Below are 22102 nucleotides of genomic sequence, written 5' to 3' on the forward strand. Positions count from 1 at the left end.
TGGGGAGTGGCCGCGGCCCTGGTGTCGAACGTCCTGTACAGCGGCGGGTTCGTCCTGGAGAAGCGGGCGCTGTCCGCCCTGCCCGAAGTATCGGTTCACCGGCCGGCGCGGTTGCTGCGGCTGGTGCTCGGCAACCCGCTGTGGATCGCCGGAGCCCTGTCCCTCGCCGCCGGTTTCGCCGCGCAGCTCGCGGTGTACCGGACCCTGCCGATCGCCGCCGCCCAGGGCCTGTTCGTCTCCGGCCTGGTGCTCCTCGTGATGCTGTCGGCGCGGCTCCTGGGTGAGGAGACCACCGGCCGGGAGCGGTACGCGCTCGGCGCCATCCTGCTCGCGCTGCTGATGGTGGTGCTGTCCCTGAAGGGGGGCGGCGAGGGCGCCGACACCGTCGGCCGCGACGCGCCGTACCGGCTGATCCTGCTGGTGTGCGTGCCGTCGCTGGCGGCCGGGGTGTGGCTCTACCGGTCCGCCGAGCGCCGGGCCCGGCGCCGGCACCGGATGCCGACCACCGGCGTCGAGTACGGGATCGCCGTCGGCCTGCTCTACGGCGTCAGCTCGCTCGCCGTCAAGGGCGTGTCGAGCCATCTGACGACCAGCGGCATCGGCGACGCGGTGCTCGGCCTGCTGCGCTCCCCGTATCCGTATCTGCTGCTGTTCACCGGCGCGTTCGGCCTGGTGCTGTCGCAGGCGGCGCTCCAGCGCTGCCGGGCCTCACTGATCGTGCCGGTCTGCACGACCGTGACCTGCCTGTACACGGCGGTGCTCGGCACGCTGTCGTTCGGCGAGGAACTCCCCGACGAACCCCTGCGGCTGGGCCTGCGCGTGGCGGGCACGGTACTCGCGGTCACCGTGCTGCTGGCCATGCCGAAGCACGACACCGCCTCGCAACAAAGTACCCCTACAAAGGAGTTGACTCCGCCGTGAAGCCCGACGACCCGCTGCTGAGGATTCTGGCCTGCCCGCTCGACAAGGGTCCGCTGCACCTGCTCCCCGCCGCCGCGGACGCCGACGGTCACGAGGACGGCGGTCACGAGGACGGCCGTCACGGGGAGGCGCTGTACAACCCGCGTCTGCGCCGCCGCTACCCGATCGTCGACGGCATCCCGCAACTGCTCCCGTCCTCCGGCGAGCAGGTCTCGGACGAGGAGCACGAGGGACTGCTGACGCGTGTGTCCGAGGGCCATATGTCCGGGGACCACGGGTCCGCTGACCTCACCGGGCATCCCGGGTCCCCGGGGGCGACCCCATGACGGAGGGCCTCCCCCGGGTCACGTTCGCCGCCCGTGCGGCGTCCGTCCTGCCCACCCGGGTCGTGGCCGCCGCCGCCCGCGCGGTCTACCCGCGCTTCGAGCCCGAGCTGGCCCGGCTCGCCGACCTGTGCCCTCCGGACTGCGGCACGGCGGTCGACGTCGGCGGCTGGTACGGCCCCTGGACGCACCGGCTGGCCCGGCGCGCCCGCCAGGTGGTGACCGTCGAACCGGTCCCCCACCTGGCGCGGCTGCTCGTCTCCGGCGCCCCGCCGAACGTCCGCGTGATCCGCGCGGCCGCCTCGGACCGCGCCGGGATCGCCCGGTTGTGGCTGCCGCCGGACGACGGCGGCGACCGGGGCGTGTCCTCCCTGGTCCGCCGGGACATCCACGGTCACGCCCTGGACGTCACCTGCGTCACGCTGGACGAACTGGGCCTGAAGGACGTCGGCTTCATCAAGATCGACGTGGACGGCAACGAGTCGGCGGTGCTGCGCGGCGCCACCGGCATCCTCGCCCGCGACCGCCCGGCGCTCTTCGTGGAGCTGGAGTCCCGCATCCAGCCGATCGCGCCCGTGGTCACCCATCTGTCCCTGCTGGGCTACCGCGGCTGGGTGCTGCCCGACGACGCCTGGGTCCCACTGGACCGTTTCCCGCTGGAGGCCCACCAGGCCAGGGTCTCCTACGTCGTCTCGCACGGCCTGCTCCGCCGCGTCCTGCCGCACGGCGCGCTCAGGGGTCCGCGCTACGTGAACTCGGTGCTGTTCCTCCCGGACGGCCGCCGCCCCGGAGCGCCCCCGGTGAGCGACGATGGTTCCCGTGCCTCCCGCGACACCCCCCAGTAGCCCGCCCGGCCCGCCCGCCCCCTTCACCCCGCTCGACTTCCAGCTCGTCCTGCTGCGCCGCATGGCCGACCACAATCCCGGCCTGGTCGAGGACGCCCGTCATGAACTGGGCGTCTCCCTCGCCGGAATGCGCGAGGCCAACAAGCGCTGGCAGGCCATGGTCCGCTCCCCGCGCTCCCGTTCGGCCCGTTCCAGGTACCGGTCCGTGCTCGGCGAGCCGGAGTCCCGTCTCCGGCGCCGGATCGGCGACCTCGACTGCGAGGCGTCGCGGTGGCGGCTCCCGCTCTGGCCGGACCTCCGCTTCGAGATCCTCACCGCGCCCGACGGCACCGTCTGGAACGAGTGGCTGGTCCGCGCGCCCGACGCCGACCCGCCCGTCCTGCGCACCGTCGAGGACCTGACGCCGTGGTCCTGCACGGTCGACGAGGCCGCCCGCGCCTTCGCCCCGGCCCGCCCGCTCGAAGGCACCGCTCCCACCCGGTGGGGCCTCGCCCTCGTCGCACCGGACGCGCGGGGCGTGCGGCGCGAGGTCGTCGCGGAGTTCACCTGGGGCCTGCTGCAACGGACCGCGATCGGCGATCCGCCGTAGCCTGGTCTTCAACCTCTGACCTCGAACGGGCCGACCGGAAAGCCAGCCGGGTCCGGCGCGGACGGACCGGTGGCAGGCCCCGGCCTTCGACCGCGAGCTCCACAAGGCCCGCGACGTCGCCGAACGCCGCTTCGCCCGGCTCAAACGGTTCCGGGCGATCGCGACCCGCTTCGACGAACTCGCCGCCCGCTACCGCGCCGGACTCCACCTCGCCTCACTCTGGCTCCGCGAACCCCACCAAGATCATTCTCCGGGCAGGCGCTGGGGCCGGTCCGGCGGATCGGGTCGGAGGCGGTCGGCGGTGTCCGTCCGGCCGGGGCGAGTGGGGTCCGGTGCGTTCGGCCGCAAGGCGGAGGAGGGCGCCGACGCGAGGGGAGCCCCTCCCTTGCTCGAGCGGAGCCGGGAGCCCGGGGGAGCCGGCAACCGACGACAACACCGCGGACGGGCGTGCCGGACCCCACGTCTTCGGCATGACCCGCCGGACAGGCCCCAGGGCGTGCGCCCGACGCGCCCATCGCGGCGTGGTGCCGACAGTCCCTTGTGCGCTCCGTCGCGTTCCGGGCTCATCACACGGCCGGCAGCCCGGAAGGCGCCGGATCTGCGGGGTGCCCGGTGTCGGCCGCGGGACGGCCAAGGCGCTGCGCTCACGGTCGCACGTCAACGGTTCGCCGGCGTCGGGTTGTTGACGTGGGGGCCCGTATCTTTTCCGCGCCATGGTCGTTGGGAAATCCGTAGTCCGATTGTATGGGGGGAGGCGGGCGTGGAGGTCAGGGATGTGCATCATGCCTACCGTCGGCGTGCGGTCCTGCGGGGCATTGACATGCGGCTTCGGGCAGGGACGTTGTGTGGGATCGTCGGAGAGAACGGCACCGGCAAATCAACTCTGTTGAAGATCCTTTCTGGTGAGCTGCGGCCTACTCGCGGCACGGTCCGTCACAGTGACCGGTTCGGCTACTGCCCGCAGCACGTGGTCCTCAACGACGCGCTGACTGTCCGGCAGCACTTGAGGTTCTTCCAGAGGGCCTATCGCCTCACTGATCTGCGGTATGCCGAGCAGGTCATGGACGTGCTGGGGTTCGCCGGATACGCCGATGAGCGGGCGGGGATCCTCAGCGGTGGGACGCGGCAGAAGCTGAACGTGACGCTGGCGCTGATGCACGATCCCCGGGTGCTGTTGCTGGACGAGCCGTATCAGGGATTCGACTGGGACACCTACCAGCGGTTCTGGGATCTGGCTGTGCGGCTGCGTGATGCGGGACGTTCGGTCCTGGTCATCTCCCACTTGGCGTACGACACCGAGCGCCTGGACGAGTTGTGGCGTCTGGACGGCGGGGTACTCCGTCCGGACCAGGCGGTTGCCGCGTGAGGTCTCACTTGACCCGGTTCGCTCTCGCCACCGGGTTCGCGCTGACCGAGCACGGCCGCAACCGGTTCGCCATGGTGCTCGTGACCCTGTTCGTCCCCCTGTGGACGACCCTTGCCTACCTGGCGATGCCCGACACCCCGGCGCCCATGCGGCTTCGCGCCACCGGGGAGACGCTGGCGCCCCATGGCAACGAACTGACCGAGATCAGCGGCGCGCTCAACGCGGTCACCCTGATCACCGGCTTCATGATGTTCGCCGCCACCTTCTCCGGCAACCGCTTCGACCGACGACTGGCGATGGCCGGCTATCCCCGTGCCCACCTCGTCCTGGCCAAGGTCACCGCACTGGCTCTGATCTCGGCGGCGGTCGCCGCCTACGCCACCGCGGTCACCTGCCTGGCGTGGACACCCCGGCAGCCTCTGCTGCTCGCCGCCGCGCTGTTCAGCGCCGGCCTCACCTACGGCGCCCTCGGCGTCGGCTTCGGCTCCGTGCTGCGCCGGGAGGTCGAGGGCATGTTCGCCATCGTGATGACCAGCATCATCGACCTCGCCCTGCAGAACCCGATCACGAGCTCCGGGGCCGACAACCCGATCATGCGCTACCTGCCCTCCTACGGAGCCATGCAGGCCAGCACGGCGGCGGGATTCTCCACCAACCCGGTGCCGCGCCATCTGGCCATCCAGCTCACCTGGTTCGCGGGAGCGGCCCTGATCGCCCTGGTGGGCTTCCGCCGCAGCACCCGCAGCGCCCTGCCCGTCAACGCACAGCCCTCTGAGCCCGGGCCGGGAGACGGCGGCTTCTCCCTTCCCGCGCCGCGCCGAACTGCCACGCCATCGGCTTCGGTATCCGACACGGAAGCACCCTGAGGTCCACGTCCCGAGATGCGCACGAAACCGCAGCCCACCCCCGCGCCCCCCGACGCGCCCACGCACGCGTGGCGCGGCCGAGCCACCGCCCGTGCACTGATGGGCGAGGATCCCGTTCTGCGGGCGGCGTACCGGCTGTGCCGCCGCACCACACGGCAGCACGATCCCGGGATCCACGCCCTCATCCAGTTGATGCCGGCCGTCCTGCGCCCGGCATGCTGGGCACTCTGGGCGGCCGCCAGCGTCCTTGACGACCTGGCGGACCAACCGGATGTGGAGCCGGCCCGGCGCGCGGCCCGCGTCGAGGCGTGGACCAGGGCGCTGAAGCACGACACGAGGGCGGGCACGAGCACCGATCCGATCCGGTATGCCTTGGTGGACACGGCAGGACGGTGGCATCTGGACCTGACCAGCCTGCAGGGCGCGATGGCCAGGACACGGGACGACGCCCACGGTCTGCGCTTCCCCGACTGGGCCGCGTGGCGGGCCGGGTGCGCTGAGGGAGTCGTGCCCTGGGTCGACCAGGTAAGGCACCTGTTCGAGCAGGCCGGCGCGCCGATGACGCTACGGCTGGACCGGCAGGCCGACTACGAACACTTCATCGACGGCGCCCAGCTCACCGACATCCTCACCGACCTGAGCACCGACCTCGCCCAGGGCCACCTGTTCCTGCCACAGGAAGCGCTGGACCCCTTCCCCGGCGCAGAGGCCGATCTGGTCGAGGGACGCTGGAGTCCAGCCGTGGCGGCCTTGATCGCCGAACTGACAGCCCTGGCGCGCCGACGGGTGACCAAGCCCGCCGTGACGAGAGGAATGCACCCGGGGCCCGCCACCGTGCTCGACACGGCGGCCGACCTGATGCGCGCCCAACTCGACGCCGTCGACGCGGCCGGCCCCACCCTGCTGAAGCGCCCCCCGCGCCCCTCCGTCGTGGCACGCGCCCGCATACTGGCCCCCGCCCGCCTCCGCGCGGCCCTGGCCTGGAGCCTGACCCCCCTGACCGTGCCGGGCCCCCGGCCCCCCGCGGTGGAGTCGAGCGATCCGGGCCGGGCGGCCGAGGACGCCGGTCTCCGGCCCCCGCCACCGCACCGCGACGGCGTTCGGCCCCCGCGGATCGCCGCCGACCGGATGCCCTCCCACGTGGCGGTCATCATGGACGGCAACGGCCGGTGGGCCGAGCAGCGCGGTCTGCCCCGCCACGAAGGCCACCGCGTCGGCACCGCCGCCGTGCACGAGGTGGTTCACGGAGCCTTGGAGATCGGCCTGCGCCACCTGACCCTGTACACGTTCTCCACCGAGAACTGGAAACGCGACGCGCAGGAGATCACCACGATCCTGGAGACGCTCCGCCGCGAGATCGACGAAGGCCCCCTCCGTGACCTGAACGTGCGCCAGCGCTGGTCCGGCCGTCCCGACAGACTGCCCGAGGACCTCGTCCACGCCCTCAGGGACGCAGAGCACCGCACCCGTAACCGCACCGGACTGACACTCACTTTGTGCATCAACTACGGCGGCCGCGACGAGATCACCCGGGCCGCCGCGGCACTCGCCCAGGCAGCCAGAGAAGGTGAAGTGGACCCCCGCCTCATCGGCCCGGACGACTTCGCCCGCCGTCTGCCCCACCCCGACATGCCGGACGTCGACCTGCTGTGGCGCACCGGCAATGAGCAGCGCACCTCCAACTTCCTTCCCTGGCACGCCACCTACGCGGAGCTGTACTTCACCCCGGGCTACTGGCCCGACATCGACCGACGTGACCTGTGGCAGGCCATCACCGAGTACAGCCGACGCCAACGCCGCCACGGCGCCGTCCCCGCCCCCCTCGCCTCCCCCGGGAACCACCGTCCGTCCCCTCGCGCCCGGCCTGACCCCCGCCACTGACGCGTTCCAGCTCTTGTCGCAGTTCCGGCGGACTACGTCCGCCAGGTCGGCCGGCCGCGTGGGCCTACCTCTCGTCCTCCGGATCCCAGTCCAGCAGCCGCACCTTGGCCACCGTGCGGACATGGCGGCGCATCGCGGCGGCGGCCTGCCGGGGACTGCCGGTTTCGATGGCGTCGAGGATGGCCCGGTGCTGGGCCAGGGAACGGCCGGGGCGGCCGGGCCGGCGCAGGGACTCGGTGCGGCTCTCGGCGATCTGCTCGGCGATGGAGCGCATGAACTCCGCGAGCAGGCCGCTGTGCGCCGCCGCCGTCACCGCCGCGTGGAACAGGCGGTCGCCCGGATCGCCTGGCCCACGGTGCTGCTGATCTGCGGTGTCCTGACCTACGTCGGTGTGCTGGACCGGATGGGCACGATCACCTGGGCAGGCGAAGGGGTCGGCGGCATCGGTGTTCCGCTGCTCGCCGCGGTGCTGCTCTGCTACATCGGCGCGATCGTGTCGGCGTTCGCCTCCTCCGTCGGGATCATGGGCGCGCTCATCCCGCCGGCGGTGCCGTTCCTCGCCCAGGGTGAGATCGGGGCGGTCGGCATGGTGGCGGCGCTCGCGGTGTCGGCGACGGTGGTCGACGTGAGCCCGTTCTCGACGAACGGCGCGCTGGTCCTGGCCGCGGCGCCGGACGTCGACCGCGAACGTTTCTTCCGACAGCTGATGATGTACGGAGGAATCGTGGTCGCGGTGGTGCCCGCGGTGGTGTGGCTGGCGCTGGTCGTACCAGGCTGGGGGTAGAGCCCCGGGACGCCCCCACGGACGACCGCTGCACGGCCGCACGACACGGTTGCGCGAAGCGGCTGCACGACAGCGGCTGCGCAGCCCCAACGGTTAAGGAGTACGACCCGTGTCCTCTCTCTTCCCGGTCCTGACCGACAGCCGGGCCGGCGGCCCCGCCGCCGGCCGGCCCGCCCTCCGGTTCGGCGAGCGCTCACTGACGTACGGGGAACTCGCCGCCGCGGCCGGCCCGGTCGCCGGGGCCGTCCGGGAGGCGCGGCGGGTCGCCGTCTGGGCGACCCCGACGCTGGAGACGGCGGTCGCGGTCACCGCGGCGCTGCTCGCCGGGGTGACGGTGGTGCCGCTGAACCCGAAGTCGGGCGGGAAGGAACTCGGCCACATCCTGTCCGACAGCACCCCGGACCTGGTCCTCACCGCGCCCGGCGAGGACCTCCCGGAGGCACTGGCCGGCCTGGCCCGCCTGGACGTCGACCCCGCCGACCGCACCCCTGGCGCCGTCCCCTGGGACCGTGCGGGCGACGAGGACCCGGCCCTGGTCGTCTACACCTCCGGCACCACCGGCCCGCCCAAGGGCGCCGTCATCCCCCGCCGCGCGATCGCCACCACCCTGGACGCGCTCGCCGACGCCTGGCAGTGGACCGGCGACGACGTCCTCGTCCACGGGCTCCCGCTGTTCCATGTGCACGGTCTCGTCCTGGGCGTCCTGGGCCCGCTGCGCCGCGGCGGCTCGGTGCGTCACCTCGGCAGGTTCACCACCAAGGGCGTGACCCGGGAGCTGAGCGGTGGCGCGACCATGCTGTTCGGCGTGCCGACGATGTACCACCGCGTCGCGGAGTCGCTGCCCACCGAGCCGGAACTGGCCGAGGCGCTGGCCGGGGCGCGGCTGCTGGTGTCGGGGTCGGCGGCGCTGCCCGTGCACGACCACGAGCGGATCGCGGCGGCCACCGGACGCCGGGTCGTCGAGCGGTACGGCATGACGGAGACGCTGATGAACACCGCCGTCCGCGCGGACGGCGAGGCCCGCCCCGGCACCGTGGGCGTGCCGCTGCCGGGCGTGGAGCTGCGGCTGGTGGAGGAGGACGGGTCCCCGGTGGCGGCGTACGACGGTGAGACCGTGGGCGAGATCCAGGTGCGCGGCCCGAACCTGTTCACCGAGTACCTGAACCGGCCGGACGCCACCGCGGGCGCCTTCACCGCCGACGGCTGGTTCCGTACCGGTGACATGGCGGTGCGTGATGCCGACGGCCATGTCCGGATCGTCGGCCGCAAGGCCACCGACCTGATCAAGAGCGGGGGTTACAAGATCGGCGCCGGGGAGATCGAGAACGCGCTGCTGGAGCACCCCGGTGTCCGGGAGGCCGCGGTGACCGGGGAGCCGGACGCCGACCTGGGCGAGCGGATCGTCGCGTGGATCGTCCCGGCGGATCCTCAGTCACCGCCTGATCTGGAGGAGTTGGCGGACCATGTCGCCCGCCGACTGGCCCCGCACAAGCGTCCGCGGGTGCTCCACCACCTCACCTCGCTCCCCCGCAACGACATGGGGAAGATCATCAAGCGGGCGCTGCGTCATGACTGAGCGGCTCTCCGCGCGCGAGACCGTCGCACGCGTCGCCGACGATTCCACGTTCACCGAACTTCCTCATCCCGTAAGGGAGTCCGCCCCCGACGGCCCGCTCGGCTGGCCGGGCTACGACGCCTTGCGCGCCCGTGCGGCCGAGCGCACCGGTGAACAGGAGTCGGTGGTCTGCGGCACCGCCCTGGTCGAGGGCGTCCGGGCCGTGCTGATCGCCTTCGAGTTCGGCTTCCTCGGCGGTTCGCTGGGTGAACGCACCGGCGACCGGCTGGTGTCGGCGTACGCGCATGCCCGCGAGCACCGGTTGCCGGTCGTCCCGCTGGTCGCCACCGGTGGCAGCCGGATGCAGGAGGGCATGCTCGCCCTCACCCAACTCCATCGGGTGGCGCGCGAGTCGGCGCTCACCAGGGAAGCCGGGCCGGCGCAGATCGCGGTGGTCCGGGACCCGACGACGGGCGGCGGCTGGGCCACGCTGGGCGCGGGCGCCGACGTGGTCCTCGCGCTGCCCGGCGCACAGGTCGGCTTCGCCGGCTCACGGGTCCGCCCGGCGGACGCCGACCCGGCGGCGTACACGGCCGAGGCGCAGATGGCGGCGGGCGCGGTGGACGCCGTGGTCCCGCCGGAGGACCTGCGGGGCACGCTGGGCCGGTGGCTGCGGCTGCTGACCCGCCCGTCCACCACCCCGGCCGCCCCACCGGAGCCGCTGGGCATGGGGCCGGGTGACCTTCCGGCCACCGGCCGGGACGCCGTACAGCGCGCCCGCTCTTCCGAACGCCCGCGCGCACAGGCCTACTTGGACACCTACTTCACCCACCGCGTCGCGCTCAGCGGCGACCGTTGCGGCGGCACCGATCCGCAGGGCGTGCTCTGCGGCTTCGGCGAGCACGAGGGCCGTACGATCGCCTACGCCGCGCAGACCGGGACGGCGACCCGTCCCGCCGGGTACCGCACCGCCGCCCGGCTGATCCGGCTCGCGGACCGGCTCGGCATCCCGGTGCTGACCCTGGTGGACACTCCGGGCGCGGCCAACGACGCGGAGGCGGAACGGCAGGGCGCGGGGGCGGCCATCGCCGACCTGTTCGCCGCGGTGGCCGCCGCCCGCACCCCGGTCACCACGCTCGTCGTCGGCGAGGGCGGCTCCGGCGGCGCCCTGGCCCTGGCGGCGCCGGGCAACACCTGGGCCACACCCGACAGCTACTTCTCGGTGATCGCCCCGGAACTCGCGGCGGCGATCCTCAAGCGCCCTCCGCGGGAGGCGGAGGCCACGGCGGACCAGCTCCGCGTCCGCCCCCAGGACCTGGTGGACCTGGGCGTCGTACGGGGCATCGTCGGCGGCCGGAACCACCACCACGATCACCATCACGACGACAGCTGAACCGGGGGCCGCCCGCGGCCCACGCGGTCGCCGCCGAACCTGAGCGTCGCCCCGCGTGCGGCGGGCGGGCCGCAGGGCCGGGTCGCCCCGGCTGTCGGCGGTGTCGGCGCTGGTGCCAGTACCGGCGACGGTGTCGGCGTCGGCGTCCGCGTCAGCGGTGGTGCCAGTGCCGATGTCAGCGCCAGTGCCGGCGTCCGCGTCGGTGTCCGCGGGGAGGCGGCCACCGCCTCCTTCCCGCCCACCTCGGCCGCCCCCTCGCCACGTACGGGGCCGGTGGGAGGCTCGGGTCCGGCCCCTGCGATTGCCGCGCCCGCCCCCGTTCAGCGGCCCCCCGCCCGGCCCTCCACAAGAGGCGGCGGCCCCCGCTCGCGCGCACGATGGTCCCGAGGTTCGCCGCCCGGCGGCCCGCAGAACCGCGCACTCGGGAGGATCTGCCGTGACCGCCAGTCTGGAGCAGTTGCGCCGCTGCCACTTCGCCGTCGACCTGGGAGCGGCCCGCACCCGGGTCTACGTCAAGGGTGCCGGGCTCGTCGTCGACCAGCCGTCCGCCGCCGCCGTGAACACCCGTACCGGTGCGCTGATCGCGGTCGGCGAGCTCGCGGAGCGGATGACCGGGCGGACGCCGGACTACATCCGTGTCGTACGGCCCGTCTCGGGCGGCACCGTCGTCGACATCGAGATGGCGCAGCGCATGCTGCGGCATCTGCTCGGCGAACGGATCCGCCGCGCCCTGCGCCGCAGACCCCGGCTGCGCGCCGCGGCCTGTACCCCGCACGACGCCGATCCGCTGGCCCAGCGCGCCACGATCGAGACGCTGGTGGGGCTGGGCGCCCGCCGGGTGGAGCTGGTCGACACGCTCATCGCGGCCGCCGTCGGCTGCGGGCTGCCCGTGGAACGTCCCGAGGCGACCATGATCCTGGTGTGCGGGGCGGCGACCACACAGGTGGCCGTGCTCTCGCTCGGGTCGATCGTGACGGCCGAGCGCATGTCCGTCGGCGGGAACGCCGTGGACCACGCGATCGTCCAGCACCTGCGCCACCAGCACGAACTGATGCTGCCGAGCCAGTCCGTACGGCCGCTGCAGGTGGCCCTGTCCGGCAACGGGCTCACCCCGCACGGTCCGGAGTCGACGGAGATCCACGGCAGGGACGTGGCCACCGGCCTCGCCCGCTCGGTCAAGGTCGACACGGCGGCCGTGCGGCACGCCATCCAGACCCCGCTGACGGCCGTACTGGACGGGATCGGCAAGGTGCTGCGGGGCTGCCCGCCCGACCTGGTCGCCGACCTCGCCGACCGCGGGATCATGATGGTCGGCGGCAGCGCCCTGCTGCCGGGCCTCGACCAGATGCTGCGGCAGGCGACGGGCATGCCGGTCCACATCGCCGAGCGGCCGGACGTGTGCGCCGTCCAGGGCCTGGGCGCCATGCTGGAGGGCAAGATCGCCCCCCTGGTGCTGAACCCGCTGGCGACCTGAGCCACCCGGCCCGCCCCACCCGGCCGGAATTCCGGCCGGCGCACGAACGAGGGGTGTAGGGCGCGGCAAACCGGGCAGGCGCCTTCGCGAGCACCGCACGGACCGTATACGTTTCGCACCGCCCCCGCCCCGCACGTCCCGCACCTCCTGCCGCCCGGTCCACGGCGCCCGATCCGCACGCCCGACGGCCCGCTCGCCCACCGAACCAGGCGGTGACATGACCTCCGCGGCTCCACCCCCTTTCTCGGGAAGACGAAACACGCTGGTCATCGGTGGACGCATGGACGGGAACCGGGCCCTGCTCACCCCGCGCGGCGAACTGGTCCACGGCAGCGCCGACACCCTCGCCCGGAAGCTGGCCCAGCTGCCCGCCCGCACGGCCGGGGTCGACCTGGACATGAGCGGCGTGCATTTCATGGACACGGCGGGACTGCGGTTCCTGGACGTCCTGCGCGACCACGGCCGCCGGCGGTCGGTGCCGGTCACGGCCACCCGCTGGACCGGTCAGCCGCGTCGCGTCCTGGCGCTCGTCGGCCTGGACACCACCGACCCCCTGCGCTCCCGGCGCCGGGGCGGCGCCCCCGCCCCGGTGACGGCCCCACAACCGGCGCGGCGGCCGCCCGCGCGGATACGGGAGGACGAGGTCGAACAGCTCCGGCAGGAGATCGCCGCCCGTCCCGCCGTCGACCGGGCCCGCGGCATCCTGATGGCCCTCCACGGCTGCGACTCGGACACCGCCTGGCGCATCCTGCGCGAGACCTCCCGCCTGTCCGGCGCCCCGCTCCGCACGGCCGCCGCGGCCCTCACCGCCGACACCGACCGGGCGGGCCCCCGCCCTCCGCGGGAGGTACGGGAGGCCCTGGCCACGGCTCTCGCCCGCCACCTGTCCTGAGCCGGAGCGGAAGCCCCGAACGCGGGCGGAGGTCCGGACATCGCCATCATGCTGCCGAAGACGGCGCACTCGGCACGGATTCCGGTCACCCGCCCCGGGCGACAAGGCCGGCACGCCCCGATCCCGCACACCGCCGTGTACGCCGAGCCCGCGGAGCCCTTGGACGACCGCCCCGGCCGGCCCGGGAGCGGCGGCAGCTCATGCCGTACCCCTGCGGCGTGCCCGGCAAGCGCCCACTGCCGGCGGCGGGCCGCCACCCGCTCCCGCGCAGCGGCCCAGCCGAACGCCAGAGCCGTGACCACGGCGGTGTTCGCGACCAGGCGGGAGCCCTCCGCATCGGACAGTTCACCCCAGACCACAAGGACCGCCAGGACGGGCGCCGTGACCAGAGCAGACTCCGGCAGCCGGGCGAGCCAGTGCGGCAGCCCTGCGGCCGACCCCGTCTGCGGCATGCCGATCCAGTCCGGACCGCACGGCGCCGACTCGCTGCACACCGGCACCGGCTCCACTGCGATCGCCCACACACCGGCAGCCAGCAGCGCAAGCACGGACCACACCGGTCGCGCCCGGGCCGCAGGGCGGGCACGGGCCCACGCAGCGGCATCGTCGGACGAACCAGGCGGGCGCGGCGGGAGCGGAGCCTGACGTCATCGGGGCGGGAGTCCCGGACGCGCGAGGATGACGGCAAGCCGTACCGCCGAAGGCGTCAGACGGCCAACTCCTCTACCAGGCGCGTGGATCGAGTACCAGCCGGACGACAGACCGGTGCGGAGCGGTTCCCCCTGGAAGCGTGCGCACCGGCCGTGCGACCGTGACGGAGAGGCCATCTTTATGTGATCCACATCATGTGAAGGAACAGTGATCACCGTGCAACCTTTTATGGTGCCCGCCGGTCCTGCCTGGCGACGCATCGGTCGCTTCCTCCTCTGAGGTACATATGAAGATTCGCCGTTCCCTGGCTCTTGCCGCCGCCACGGCTGTGATAGCTCCGACAGCCCTGCTCGTCGCCCCGGCCGCCTACGCCACGGACAGCAGCCCGTCGCCCTCCGTCAGCGAGGCGGCCCCCACCGGGGAGGAGTCCGCCCCCGCGGAGGACGACACCGCCCCGGCGGCCGAGGACACCACTCCGGCTGCGGAGGAGTCGACGCCTGTGGCCGGCGAGTCCAGCCCGGCCGCCGCGGAGCCGGCCGCGCCCGACGCCTCCTCCTCGGCGGCCGCGCCCGCCTCCCCCTCGGCGCCCTCCTCCGTCTCGCCCGGCCCGGTCGAGTGCGGCGGCGAGGACGTGACGTTCGACGACGACCTGCACACCGGCCTCTCCGGCCTGCCCTCGAAGATCGTGGCGGGCAGCGGCTTCCACGGCTTCAAGCTGGACGTCGACAACAAGGGAAACCACGCCTACCAGCGCGTCGACCTCGGCGTGTTCGCCGCCCAGGTCGACGAGAACGACTTCTTCGTCGACACCGGCTACCTCACCCTGCAGTTCAAGGACCCGGCCACCGGCACCTGGACCGACATCTCCCTGGACGAGGAGGACGAGGGCGCCGGCTACCTCGGCTACACCGACATCCGCGCCAAGGAGTCCTTCTCCATCGACCTGCGCCTGAGCGTCGACAAGAAGGCCCCGTCCGGTCTCGGCTTCGCCATCAGCATCGGCATGTACGCCGACGACGAGGGCAACTGCGTCTACTCCGGCGACGACAGCTACTACGAGTTCGACATCCTCGCCGCCGGCTCCGCCCCGGCCGACACCGGTGACGCCAAGCCGCAGGACGGCAGCAAGCCGCAGGGCGGCAGCAAGCCGCTGCCGAACAAGCCGGTGGGCGACACCCAGATCGACCCGCAGGGCCGTCTCGCCGAAACCGGCTCCAGCTCCGCGCTCCCGGTCATCGCCCTCGCGGGCGGTGCCGCGGTCGCCGTCGGCGGCGGTGCCCTGTTCATCGTGCGCCGCCGCAAGGCCGCCAACGCCATTACGGCTGCCTGACACCAGTCGCTGCCCGTGCGGGGCCGCGCCGACGACTCGGCGCGCCCCGTGGCCGTCGTCCTCCGGGAGCACCTCCACGAAACACGCGTGCCTGCGAATGTCCGGGATCCACGCGCCGAGCGCCGGGGCCTCCGCGGTCCCCGCGCATACGAGAATGCCGACCGGTCCGGTCTCCATCCGGACGCTCAGCCTTCCCGGCCCAGGCCATGGGACGGGACCTGCGGGGCTTCCCCGCAGCGCTCGTGCGGCGAGCGCTCCCGCACCGACTCCGGAAACCTGACGTTTCCGCGGGTGAGCGCATGGTGGGGCGGGTGGGACTCGAACCCATTCAAGTGACTCGTCTCACCTGCGAGGATGCCAAAACCACGGACACAACCTCTTGTTTCCATCCGGCCGGATCCCTCTCGATCCGGCTCGATCGGGAACTGTTCGGCGTTCGCCGCACCGGCTTCTCACCCATGGGCCGCGCTGAAGAGGCCCAAGGAAATCACACTCTTTGCCGTTACCGGATCCTCTGAAGCAGGCACCACCTTCTGGGGCGTGGCCGGTCACCCTGATCGATCCGCCCGCCGCCTTGTCAAACCGGTCGGCGACGGCCAGGCCGAGACCGCTGCCGGCCGGGCGGGTGATCCGTAGCGGAAGTTCTCCAACGGAACACGACAGCCACCGTCAGCGCTCGGAGAACCAGCAGGGAAAGGCGTGGGTGCCGCCGGCGGCCGGATCGTTCACCCCGGCCGGCCCTCAGACCCGCGAGCGCGCGTCGGCCTGTGCCGAGCGATCACAGCGGGGCCTTACGGGCCGGTTGCGGCGAGATGCAGACGAACCGGGCGACCGCGAGGTCGGACGCGGCCGGCCGAACACGTCGGGCTCGGCCCGCAGGGGCGACCTGGGCGAGGCGCTGTCCGCGGCTTGCGCCACGGCGCCAGTGCCGTCGGTGTCGCGGTGTCCGGCCCAACCTGCGGACCTTCTCCACCAGACGCGTCGTCCGGGCCTGCGAACCGCCCCTGCCACCGCCCTTGCCACGGACGCGCGAGTGCAACCCGACGGGCTCGCTCATGTGGAGAGTGCCGCTTTCCGTTCAGCCATCAGAACTCTGGTCCAGTTCCGTCTCCAGAGGCCAGAAACACTTTCCACTTATCCGATCGAGGTATGGACGAGCACACCCATGAAAGTGCGGAACCGGGTCATCCGTTCGTCGGCGGCGGGTAAGGGAGAAGGGTGGCGTTGATGGCCTCCCATGCCTCGACGAGCTCGGACAGCTTGCGAGGTTCTTTCGTCGCCAGATTGGCGAACTCACGCTGGTCGACGGCGAGGTTGTACAGCTGCGGGGTGGGCCTGGGCATTCCGGGCTGCGGCAGTGCACTGTAGTAGAACTTCCAGTCGCCGCGGCGCAGAGCCCGGCTGTTTCGCATTCGCCAGAACAGGTCGTGCCCGGGCGCCGGCTTGCCGCGCAGCAAGTGGTCGACGAGGCTCACGCCGTCGAACGGGTGAGCGGGGTCGGGGGTGGCCGCTCCCAGCTCGACGAACGTCGCCGTCCAGTCCATGGTGATCACCGGCGTGCTGCTGACCTTGTGCCCGGGGAGCGTGCCCGGCCAGCTCAGGATCGCGGGCACCCGGACTCCGCCTTCCCGGGTGTCGCCCTTGTTGCCGTACAGCGGCCACATGTTCGACCAACGTTCACCGCCGTTGTCGCTGGTGAACAGGACAACGGTGTTCCGGCGCTGCCCGGTGGCGTCCAGTGCTTCGAGGATCTTCCCGACCGCGGCGTCCAGCCCTTCGACCATCTCCTTGAAGACCTCGCGGCTGCCGCCGTCCCAGTGGGCGAGCGCTCCGTTGTCGCCGGTCTCACCTGCCAGAGTCCGGGCGGTCAGCTCCTTGCTGATCGCCACGTCTTTCGGTCCCTCCCACGGCCAGTGCGGCGTGGTGAAGTTGACGTTGGCCAACCATGGCTTGCGGTGTTTCTCGCGGATAAAGTCCACGGTCCGGTCGGTGATGAGATCCGTGAAGTACCCCAGATCCTCGACCTGGACCTCGTTCTCGTAGAGGTCGAAGTCGCCGTTGGGGTTGATTTTGGAGAAGTAGTCGACAGCGCCGCCCATGGCGCCGAAGAACTCGTCCCACCCGACGCGAGTGGGACTGAACCAGGGGAGGTATCCGCAGTGCCACTTGCCGAACATGCGGGTCGTGTATCCCTGCTCCTTCAGCATGCCGGCAAGGGTCGGCCGGTCCAGCGGAATGCCGTCGGTCTCGTTCGGCCTGACGATCGGCTCGGCCAGGCCTCCGGCGAGCCGGCCCGGGTAGCGGCCCGTGTAGAGGCCGAAGCGGGTCGGTGAGCAGAGCGGGGAGGCCGCGTATCCGTCGGTGAAGCGGATTCCCGACAGTGCCAGCCGGTCGAGATGAGGGGTTCTGATCTCCGGGGCGCCGTAGCAGGAGAGGTCGGCCCAGCCCAGGTCATCAGCCAGGATGACGAGGATGTTGGGCTTCTCGGGAAGCCTGCCGCGGTCGGCCGGGGCGAACTCCGACTCCTGTGCCGCGTTCGCCGACGCCCACGAGGGTGTCAGGGCCACGGCTCCCGCGGCGGCGCCCGCAGCGCCCAGGAGGCGGCGCCTGGACAGGGAGGACATCTGTGAAGTCATGGATCCTCGAGTCTGCTCGGGGTCGATGTCGCTTCAGGGTTTCGAGGTCGATCGCCGGTATCCAGGGCCTCTCGATCCGAGGATGCCGACCGGGCTGAGACCGTCACCTCGGTTCAGCGGCCGATGCCGACGACAGCGTCCTGGGATCGGGCACTTCCTCGGCGGGTCGCATCGGGTCGGCCCCGCGTCGGGAGTGCCGGAAGGAGCACAGGTCCGGGAATGTGTACGAATGGGGTCGGCTGCGACAGTACGCACGCACGGCAGGGGTGGACCGGCACACAATGCCGGCGCTGTCGCCGCCGGTCCGCCGCGGCGAGGCTTCGGCCTCCGTCCCGGTCAGGCTTTTCGCACGCCTCCTGGGTACGCGAATTCGGCGCCCAGGGGTGTTGCGCAAGGCGGCGCACTGGACGCCACTTGAGCATGACTGCGGCGTTGAGGGCAGGATGGCGTGGGCGAAATCGTTCACCGGGCTGCGGGTGACGCAATTCGCGTGCCTACCGACAGCGCGTCCCGTTCGGCTGGTTCGGCAAGCGGCTCTCCCTGCGACGCCTTGCGGGACGGTGCTGCGACACGCCCCCACAGCGAGGGCGGTCTGCCGGCGAGGGCGGTCTGCCGCCGAGTCCGCCGACGGCCCTGTGGAGGGGGCCTGCGGGCGGGAACGTTCTTCGACGGCGGCAGCCTCGTCCTGGCGGTCACCGTGCCCACAAGGGGCAGCCGCTCACCTGCCGTCCTCGGGAGCGGTGGTCGACGACGCCACGGGGAAGGCGGTGCGTGTGAGCCCCTCGGAGACCTGCCAGATCCGCCGGGCGTCGTCCATGCCGGCAAGTCGCGGGTAGAGGGGCTGTTCGGCGGGAGCGCCACCCAGGTTCCGGGGGCCGCCGGGGCTGTACAGGCGGCCGCCGCACGCGTCGGGGGAGGTCGCGGCGAACAGGGCCGGCAGCGGCGCCGTCGCCAGGTCGCCGACAAGAATGCCGCGCCTGGACAGAGCACGAATGAGGCGTACCCCCGCGGTGTCTTTTGCCCGGCCCACCTCAGGGCGTGCGGCCAGGAGGCTGGTGGGGGCGATGCCGGGGTGCGAGAGGTTGCTGGTGATGCCCCAGCCCGCGGCCCTGCTGCGCCGATCCAGTTCGAGTCCGAACAAGCCGAAAGCGATCTTGGACTGACTGTACGCCTTGCGGCCGTTGTAGGAGCGTTCCCAGTTCAGGTCGTCCCAGTTGATGGCGTGCTGGTTCGCGCTGACGCTGATCTGCGAGGTCACGCGCGCACTGCCGGCGCGCAGCAGGGGCAACAGGTGGCTGACAAGAGCGAAGTGACCGAGGTGATTGCTGCCGAACTGCAGCTCGAATCCATCGGCGGTGGTCTGCCGGTTCGGTGGAGTCATCACACCGGCGTTGTTGACGAGGATGTGGATCGGGCGGTTCTCGGCGAGCAGCGTGGCGCCGAGTCTCTCGACCGAGTCCAGCGACGACAGGTCGAGTTGTCTGAGGGACAGGACGGCTTGCGGGTGCTGCTCCCGGATCCTGTCGATCGCTGCCGCGCCTTTGCGTGCGTTGCGGACGGGCATGACCACCTCGGCGCCGGCGGCGACGAGACGGGCCGCCAGGCCGAGTCCGACGCCGTCGCTGGCGCCGGTGACGACGGCGAGCTTGCCTGAGAGATCGGGGACGACGATGTCCGGCTGTGTACGTGCCATGGTGCTGCTCCCAGGATTCCTTGACCCTGTGCGGCGCTGTGGTGCCGGCCGCCGGGTGGCGATGCCAGTCGCCCTGACTGGCTGTTGTCGTCTCAGGTTGCACCTGGTCCGCGGTGACATCCACGGCCTGTCGATCCCTGGCCGGCTCGACCCGGGCAGCCCGGGACGGAAACCTCACGCGCCCGGGCTTGCCCAGGCACATCGCAGTGACTCCGCCGACGATGCCGACGGTGTGCTGACGTCTGGTGTGGCGGGCACTTCTGTCGTTGGACGGGTTCGCAGGCTGCCATGGCCGGGAAGTCATGTCCGCCGTGCCGGTGATGACCGGCCTCGACCGAAGCAGTGCGGACAGTTCGGTCCCGTCTGCTGCGATCGGCAGCGACCGCCTGTCGGAGGTGAGGGACGTCGCCCCGACTTCAGCGGTGACGTGCCCGCGCCGGTCAGGCCCCCCGAGGAGGACAGCCACGGCCTGCCGGTCCTGGTCACGGAACCGCCGCTGTACCGGGAAGGGGGGATTGATGATCCGTGGATGGCGGTGTGTCCCGGTAGGTAGAACTGAGGCACGCCGAGGAAGGAAACCGCATGATGATCGACAGGGTCGGCCTGGCCGAGTTCCTCCGTCGCCGCCGGGAGTTGTTACAGCCCGAGGACGTGGGCTTCCCCCGGGGGGAACGCCGCAGGACCAACGGACTACGGCGCGAGGAAGCAGCCTCGCTCTGCCACATGTCCACCGACTACTACGCACGACTCGAACGCCAGCGCGGACCCCACCCCTCCGAGCAGATGATCGCTTCGATCGCTCAAGGACTGCATCTCTCACTCGACGAGCGCGACCACCTCTTCAGGCTCGCAGGCCACCATCCCCCTGCGCGGGGCGCGGTCAGCGAGCACATCAGCCCGGGCCTGTTGCGTGTGCTCGATCGGCTCGACGACACTCCCGCGGAGATCGTCACCGAACTGGGTGAGACCCTGCGCCAGACCCCGCTCGGCGTCGCACTCACAGGCGACACGACCGGCTACACCGGGCCGGCCCGCAGCCTCGGCTACCGGTGGTTCACCGACCCCGCCGCGCGTCGGCTGTACGCGCCCGAAGAGCACCCGTTCCTCTCCCGAATGTTCGTTTCCGGCTTGCGCGGGATCCTCACCCTGCGCGGACCCGGGTCGCAGGCGGCGCACCTCGCCGACCTCCTTCACGGGCAGAGCGAGGAGTTCCGGACCCTCTGGAACGATCATGAGATAGGCATCCGCCCCGCCGAGGTCAAGCGCTTCACGCACCCCGAGGTGGGGGATCTGGAACTGCACTGCCAGATACTGCACGACCCGAGCCAGTCACACACACTGCTGGTCTACACCGCCGTTCCTGGCAGCGAGAGCTACGAGAAGTTGCAGCTCCTGTCCGTACTGTGGCCAGTAGGCGCTCGCTGATGCACGGAGTGGAGAGGACTTCGGCGACCTGGGCCTGCGTGGTGTGCTGCCGCTTCCGCAACTCGGCGAGGCGATGGACACGGGAGGCCAGGACCAGCGCCTGCGCCCCCTTCTGGACCCGGTCCTTCTCCGCGTCGGTGAAGGAGAACTCCTCGGCCAGGCCCTCCCAGGAGACGGCCTGTGGGTCCTTGAGGTGATCAGTCATCGCGCCCCGCCCCCTCCCCCGCTGGCCTCATCGCCGCATCCGAGGAGCGCAAGGTTCCCTCGCCTTCCGCAGGTCACCAGGTCACCAGGTCACCCCTGGAGGTTCCTGTGATTTCTCACCTCTCGACCTCTCACTGCCCACAGCAGGCATTCACTTTTCGTAGTGGATGCAGCTCGTTCGGCTGGGGCCACGGGACCGGCGGGTTCGCGATTCGGGCCGCCGAGGGCGGGGAGGACACCGGCGGGTGCGTCGGCTTTCCACCCCGCGATCGCGGCCAGGGGCTCCGCGCCAGCCAGCCGCGCACGCGGAGAGCGCGAGGACCAGGGCCAGAGGGCGGCGCCCCTTTGCCACTCATCCTCATCCCGCCCGAGCCTGCGCCACACCCTCCCCGCCGCCCCATCCGGACCGGCCGTGATCCGCTCCAGCTCGGTGGCGGCCCCGGGCCCCGCTTGGTGGTAACCGACGGCCGTGATGCCCGAGGCCCGGCCCGAGTACGGCTCCCCCGCGAAGTAGCGGCGGGCGGCCTCCTCCGGGCGCCGGATCCGGCTCTCCCACTACGCCTTCGTCTTGCCCGTGAACACGAGCTGTTCGACCCGGTGGCGCCGAAGAAGCGGGGTCAGCCCGCCCCGCCGTCGAGCAGCCTGCTGTAGCGCAGCCGCAGCGCCCGCTCCGTGCTGGCCGCCACGGTGACGAGTCCGAGCACGGCGTTGCCCCAGCCCGGCAGATCGGCGGGCGAGGTGAAGGTCCCGACGTACTGGGCGAGGCCCTCCGGGTCCCGGGTGACCTGTTCGACGAGCTGAAGGATCAGGAGGACCAGGCCGATGACGAGCACCATCATCGAGAGGGAACCGATCAAGCGGCTCAGCGCGGGGTGTGCGCGGTCGAGGCGCGCGCGGCGCCCCTCGGCGGAGGCGGTGTCCGGGACGAGCTGGAACTCGGCCCCCTCGGCGGTGACGTAGTGGCAGCGCTTGAGCCCGAAATTGCTCGCCCTCACTTCGACGGTGCCGCCCTGGACGGGGAAGACGGCGGGGACTCTGGACTCGGCGTGATGCCTGCCGTCGAGGTACAGGTGGGCCTTGACGTGGCCATTCGACGACTGCTTTTGATGCCTTACGTCGACGGTGTAGACCGTCTGCCGACCGTCGTCACTCATCAGCCGAAGATGGAACAGTCCGCGGGTAAGCATCTGCCACCAGCGGAAACGCTTCAACGGTCGCCCGTCCCCGGGCTTGATTCGCTGCACGGCCCGACGATGCCGCCACTCCTTGAACAT

At 72.0% G+C, this 22102-nt stretch carries 17 protein-coding genes and 2 pseudogenes; 15 read left to right on the forward strand and 4 right to left on the reverse strand.

Going from position 1 to position 22102, the window contains the following annotated elements; translation table 11 throughout:
• Positions 1-6 precede the first annotated feature (6 nt).
• From ACFWVE_RS00575 to uppS, 7 genes are all read left to right on the forward strand, one after another.
• Entirely contained in the window at positions 7-921 is a 915-nt protein-coding gene (locus ACFWVE_RS00575) for a hypothetical protein (RefSeq protein WP_384007056.1), read from the forward strand.
• On the forward strand, positions 918-1247 hold the full coding sequence (locus ACFWVE_RS00580; RefSeq protein WP_384006714.1) for a Trm112 family protein: 330 nt from the start codon (positions 918-920) through the stop codon (positions 1245-1247). Before ACFWVE_RS00575 ends, ACFWVE_RS00580 begins: the two co-directional genes overlap by 4 nt.
• Positions 1244-2089 (forward strand): FkbM family methyltransferase, encoded by an 846-nt coding sequence (locus ACFWVE_RS00585; RefSeq protein ID WP_384006717.1) that lies wholly within the window; start codon positions 1244-1246, stop codon positions 2087-2089. The genes ACFWVE_RS00580 and ACFWVE_RS00585 overlap by 4 nt, the downstream gene beginning before the upstream one ends.
• Positions 2055-2678, forward strand: coding sequence for a hypothetical protein (locus ACFWVE_RS00590; protein ID WP_384006720.1), 624 nt, complete (start codon positions 2055-2057; stop codon positions 2676-2678). Before ACFWVE_RS00585 ends, ACFWVE_RS00590 begins: the two co-directional genes overlap by 35 nt.
• A gap of 760 nt (positions 2679-3438) precedes the next feature.
• Positions 3439-4044 carry an ATP-binding cassette domain-containing protein gene (locus tag ACFWVE_RS00595; RefSeq protein ID WP_384006722.1) on the forward strand — a complete coding sequence of 202 codons (606 nt, stop codon included), beginning with the start codon at positions 3439-3441 and terminating at the stop codon, positions 4042-4044.
• Complete coding sequence (locus ACFWVE_RS00600; protein ID WP_384006725.1) at positions 4041-4910, forward strand: ABC transporter permease; 870 nt, start codon at positions 4041-4043, stop codon at positions 4908-4910. The genes ACFWVE_RS00595 and ACFWVE_RS00600 overlap by 4 nt, the downstream gene beginning before the upstream one ends.
• A 15-nt stretch (positions 4911-4925) precedes the next feature.
• Positions 4926-6791 carry a polyprenyl diphosphate synthase gene (uppS, locus tag ACFWVE_RS00605; RefSeq protein ID WP_384006728.1) on the forward strand — a complete coding sequence of 622 codons (1866 nt, stop codon included), beginning with the start codon at positions 4926-4928 and terminating at the stop codon, positions 6789-6791.
• Positions 6792-6855: 64 nt separating this feature from the next.
• Here uppS and ACFWVE_RS00610 read toward each other — a convergent pair.
• Positions 6856-7143 (reverse strand): annotated as a pseudogene (locus ACFWVE_RS00610) (FadR/GntR family transcriptional regulator); the annotation flags it as partial.
• On the opposite strand from ACFWVE_RS00610, the pseudogene ACFWVE_RS00615 reads away from it, so the two are divergent.
• The 7 genes and pseudogenes from ACFWVE_RS00615 to ACFWVE_RS00645 all read left to right on the forward strand — a co-directional run.
• Positions 7117-7575: pseudogene (locus tag ACFWVE_RS00615) on the forward strand (hypothetical protein); the annotation flags it as partial. The pseudogenes ACFWVE_RS00610 and ACFWVE_RS00615 sit on opposite strands and share 27 nt — an antisense overlap.
• A 109-nt stretch (positions 7576-7684) precedes the next feature.
• Entirely contained in the window at positions 7685-9151 is a 1467-nt protein-coding gene (locus tag ACFWVE_RS00620) for an acyl-CoA synthetase (protein WP_384006731.1), read from the forward strand.
• The gene (locus ACFWVE_RS00625; RefSeq protein ID WP_384006734.1) at positions 9144-10523 is read left to right on the forward strand and encodes a carboxyl transferase domain-containing protein; all 1380 of its coding nucleotides are present in this window, start codon (positions 9144-9146) and stop codon (positions 10521-10523) included. The genes ACFWVE_RS00620 and ACFWVE_RS00625 overlap by 8 nt, the downstream gene beginning before the upstream one ends.
• Positions 10524-10959: 436 nt before the next feature.
• Complete coding sequence (locus ACFWVE_RS00630; protein ID WP_384006737.1) at positions 10960-11997, forward strand: rod shape-determining protein; 1038 nt, start codon at positions 10960-10962, stop codon at positions 11995-11997.
• Between the two features lie 280 nt (positions 11998-12277).
• Positions 12278-12889, forward strand: coding sequence for an ANTAR domain-containing protein (locus ACFWVE_RS00635; protein WP_384006740.1), 612 nt, complete (start codon positions 12278-12280; stop codon positions 12887-12889).
• Between the two features lie 937 nt (positions 12890-13826).
• Positions 13827-14870, forward strand: a complete 1044-nt coding sequence (locus ACFWVE_RS00640) for an LAETG motif-containing sortase-dependent surface protein (protein WP_384006743.1) — start codon at positions 13827-13829, stop codon at positions 14868-14870.
• A gap of 311 nt (positions 14871-15181) precedes the next feature.
• Positions 15182-15388 (forward strand): hypothetical protein, encoded by a 207-nt coding sequence (locus ACFWVE_RS00645; protein WP_384006745.1) that lies wholly within the window; start codon positions 15182-15184, stop codon positions 15386-15388.
• Between the two features lie 666 nt (positions 15389-16054).
• Here ACFWVE_RS00645 and ACFWVE_RS00650 read toward each other — a convergent pair.
• Together ACFWVE_RS00650 and ACFWVE_RS00655 are read right to left on the reverse strand one after the other, a co-directional pair.
• The gene (locus tag ACFWVE_RS00650; protein WP_384006747.1) at positions 16055-17506 is read right to left on the reverse strand and encodes a sulfatase-like hydrolase/transferase; all 1452 of its coding nucleotides are present in this window, start codon (positions 17504-17506) and stop codon (positions 16055-16057) included.
• Positions 17507-18224: 718 nt separating this feature from the next.
• Positions 18225-19199 (reverse strand): SDR family oxidoreductase, encoded by a 975-nt coding sequence (locus tag ACFWVE_RS00655; protein ID WP_384006750.1) that lies wholly within the window; start codon positions 19197-19199, stop codon positions 18225-18227.
• A gap of 582 nt (positions 19200-19781) precedes the next feature.
• Here ACFWVE_RS00655 and ACFWVE_RS00660 point away from each other — a divergent pair.
• Positions 19782-20624: a helix-turn-helix transcriptional regulator gene (locus ACFWVE_RS00660; RefSeq protein WP_384006753.1), complete on the forward strand. Its 843-nt coding sequence runs from the start codon at positions 19782-19784 to the stop codon at positions 20622-20624.
• Positions 20625-21445: 821 nt separating this feature from the next.
• Here the strand turns inward: ACFWVE_RS00660 and ACFWVE_RS00665 are convergent.
• A complete protein-coding gene (locus tag ACFWVE_RS00665; RefSeq protein ID WP_384006755.1) occupies positions 21446-22102 on the reverse strand; it encodes a hypothetical protein in 657 nt (218 codons plus the stop codon).

Source organism: Streptomyces sp. NPDC058632, from assembly GCF_042717095.1.
Taxonomy (GTDB): domain Bacteria; phylum Actinomycetota; class Actinomycetes; order Streptomycetales; family Streptomycetaceae; genus Streptomyces.

Bases quoted from the DNA above. Each gene is read 5' to 3' on its own strand.
- ACFWVE_RS00660 (WP_384006753.1), top strand. From the start codon at position 19,782: ATGATGATCGACAGGGTCGGCCTGGCCGAGTTCCTCCGTCGCCGCCGG.
- ACFWVE_RS00650 (WP_384006747.1), bottom strand. From the start codon at position 17,506: ATGACTTCACAGATGTCCTCCCTGTCCAGGCGCCGCCTCCTGGGCGCT.
- uppS (WP_384006728.1), top strand. From the start codon at position 4,926: ATGCGCACGAAACCGCAGCCCACCCCCGCGCCCCCCGACGCGCCCACG.
- ACFWVE_RS00625 (WP_384006734.1), top strand. From the start codon at position 9,144: ATGACTGAGCGGCTCTCCGCGCGCGAGACCGTCGCACGCGTCGCCGAC.
- ACFWVE_RS00655 (WP_384006750.1), bottom strand. From the start codon at position 19,199: ATGGCACGTACACAGCCGGACATCGTCGTCCCCGATCTCTCAGGCAAG.
- ACFWVE_RS00635 (WP_384006740.1), top strand. From the start codon at position 12,278: ATGGACGGGAACCGGGCCCTGCTCACCCCGCGCGGCGAACTGGTCCAC.
- ACFWVE_RS00585 (WP_384006717.1), top strand. From the start codon at position 1,244: ATGACGGAGGGCCTCCCCCGGGTCACGTTCGCCGCCCGTGCGGCGTCC.
- ACFWVE_RS00590 (WP_384006720.1), top strand. From the start codon at position 2,055: ATGGTTCCCGTGCCTCCCGCGACACCCCCCAGTAGCCCGCCCGGCCCG.
- ACFWVE_RS00665 (WP_384006755.1), bottom strand. From the start codon at position 22,102: ATGTTCAAGGAGTGGCGGCATCGTCGGGCCGTGCAGCGAATCAAGCCC.
- ACFWVE_RS00640 (WP_384006743.1), top strand. From the start codon at position 13,827: ATGAAGATTCGCCGTTCCCTGGCTCTTGCCGCCGCCACGGCTGTGATA.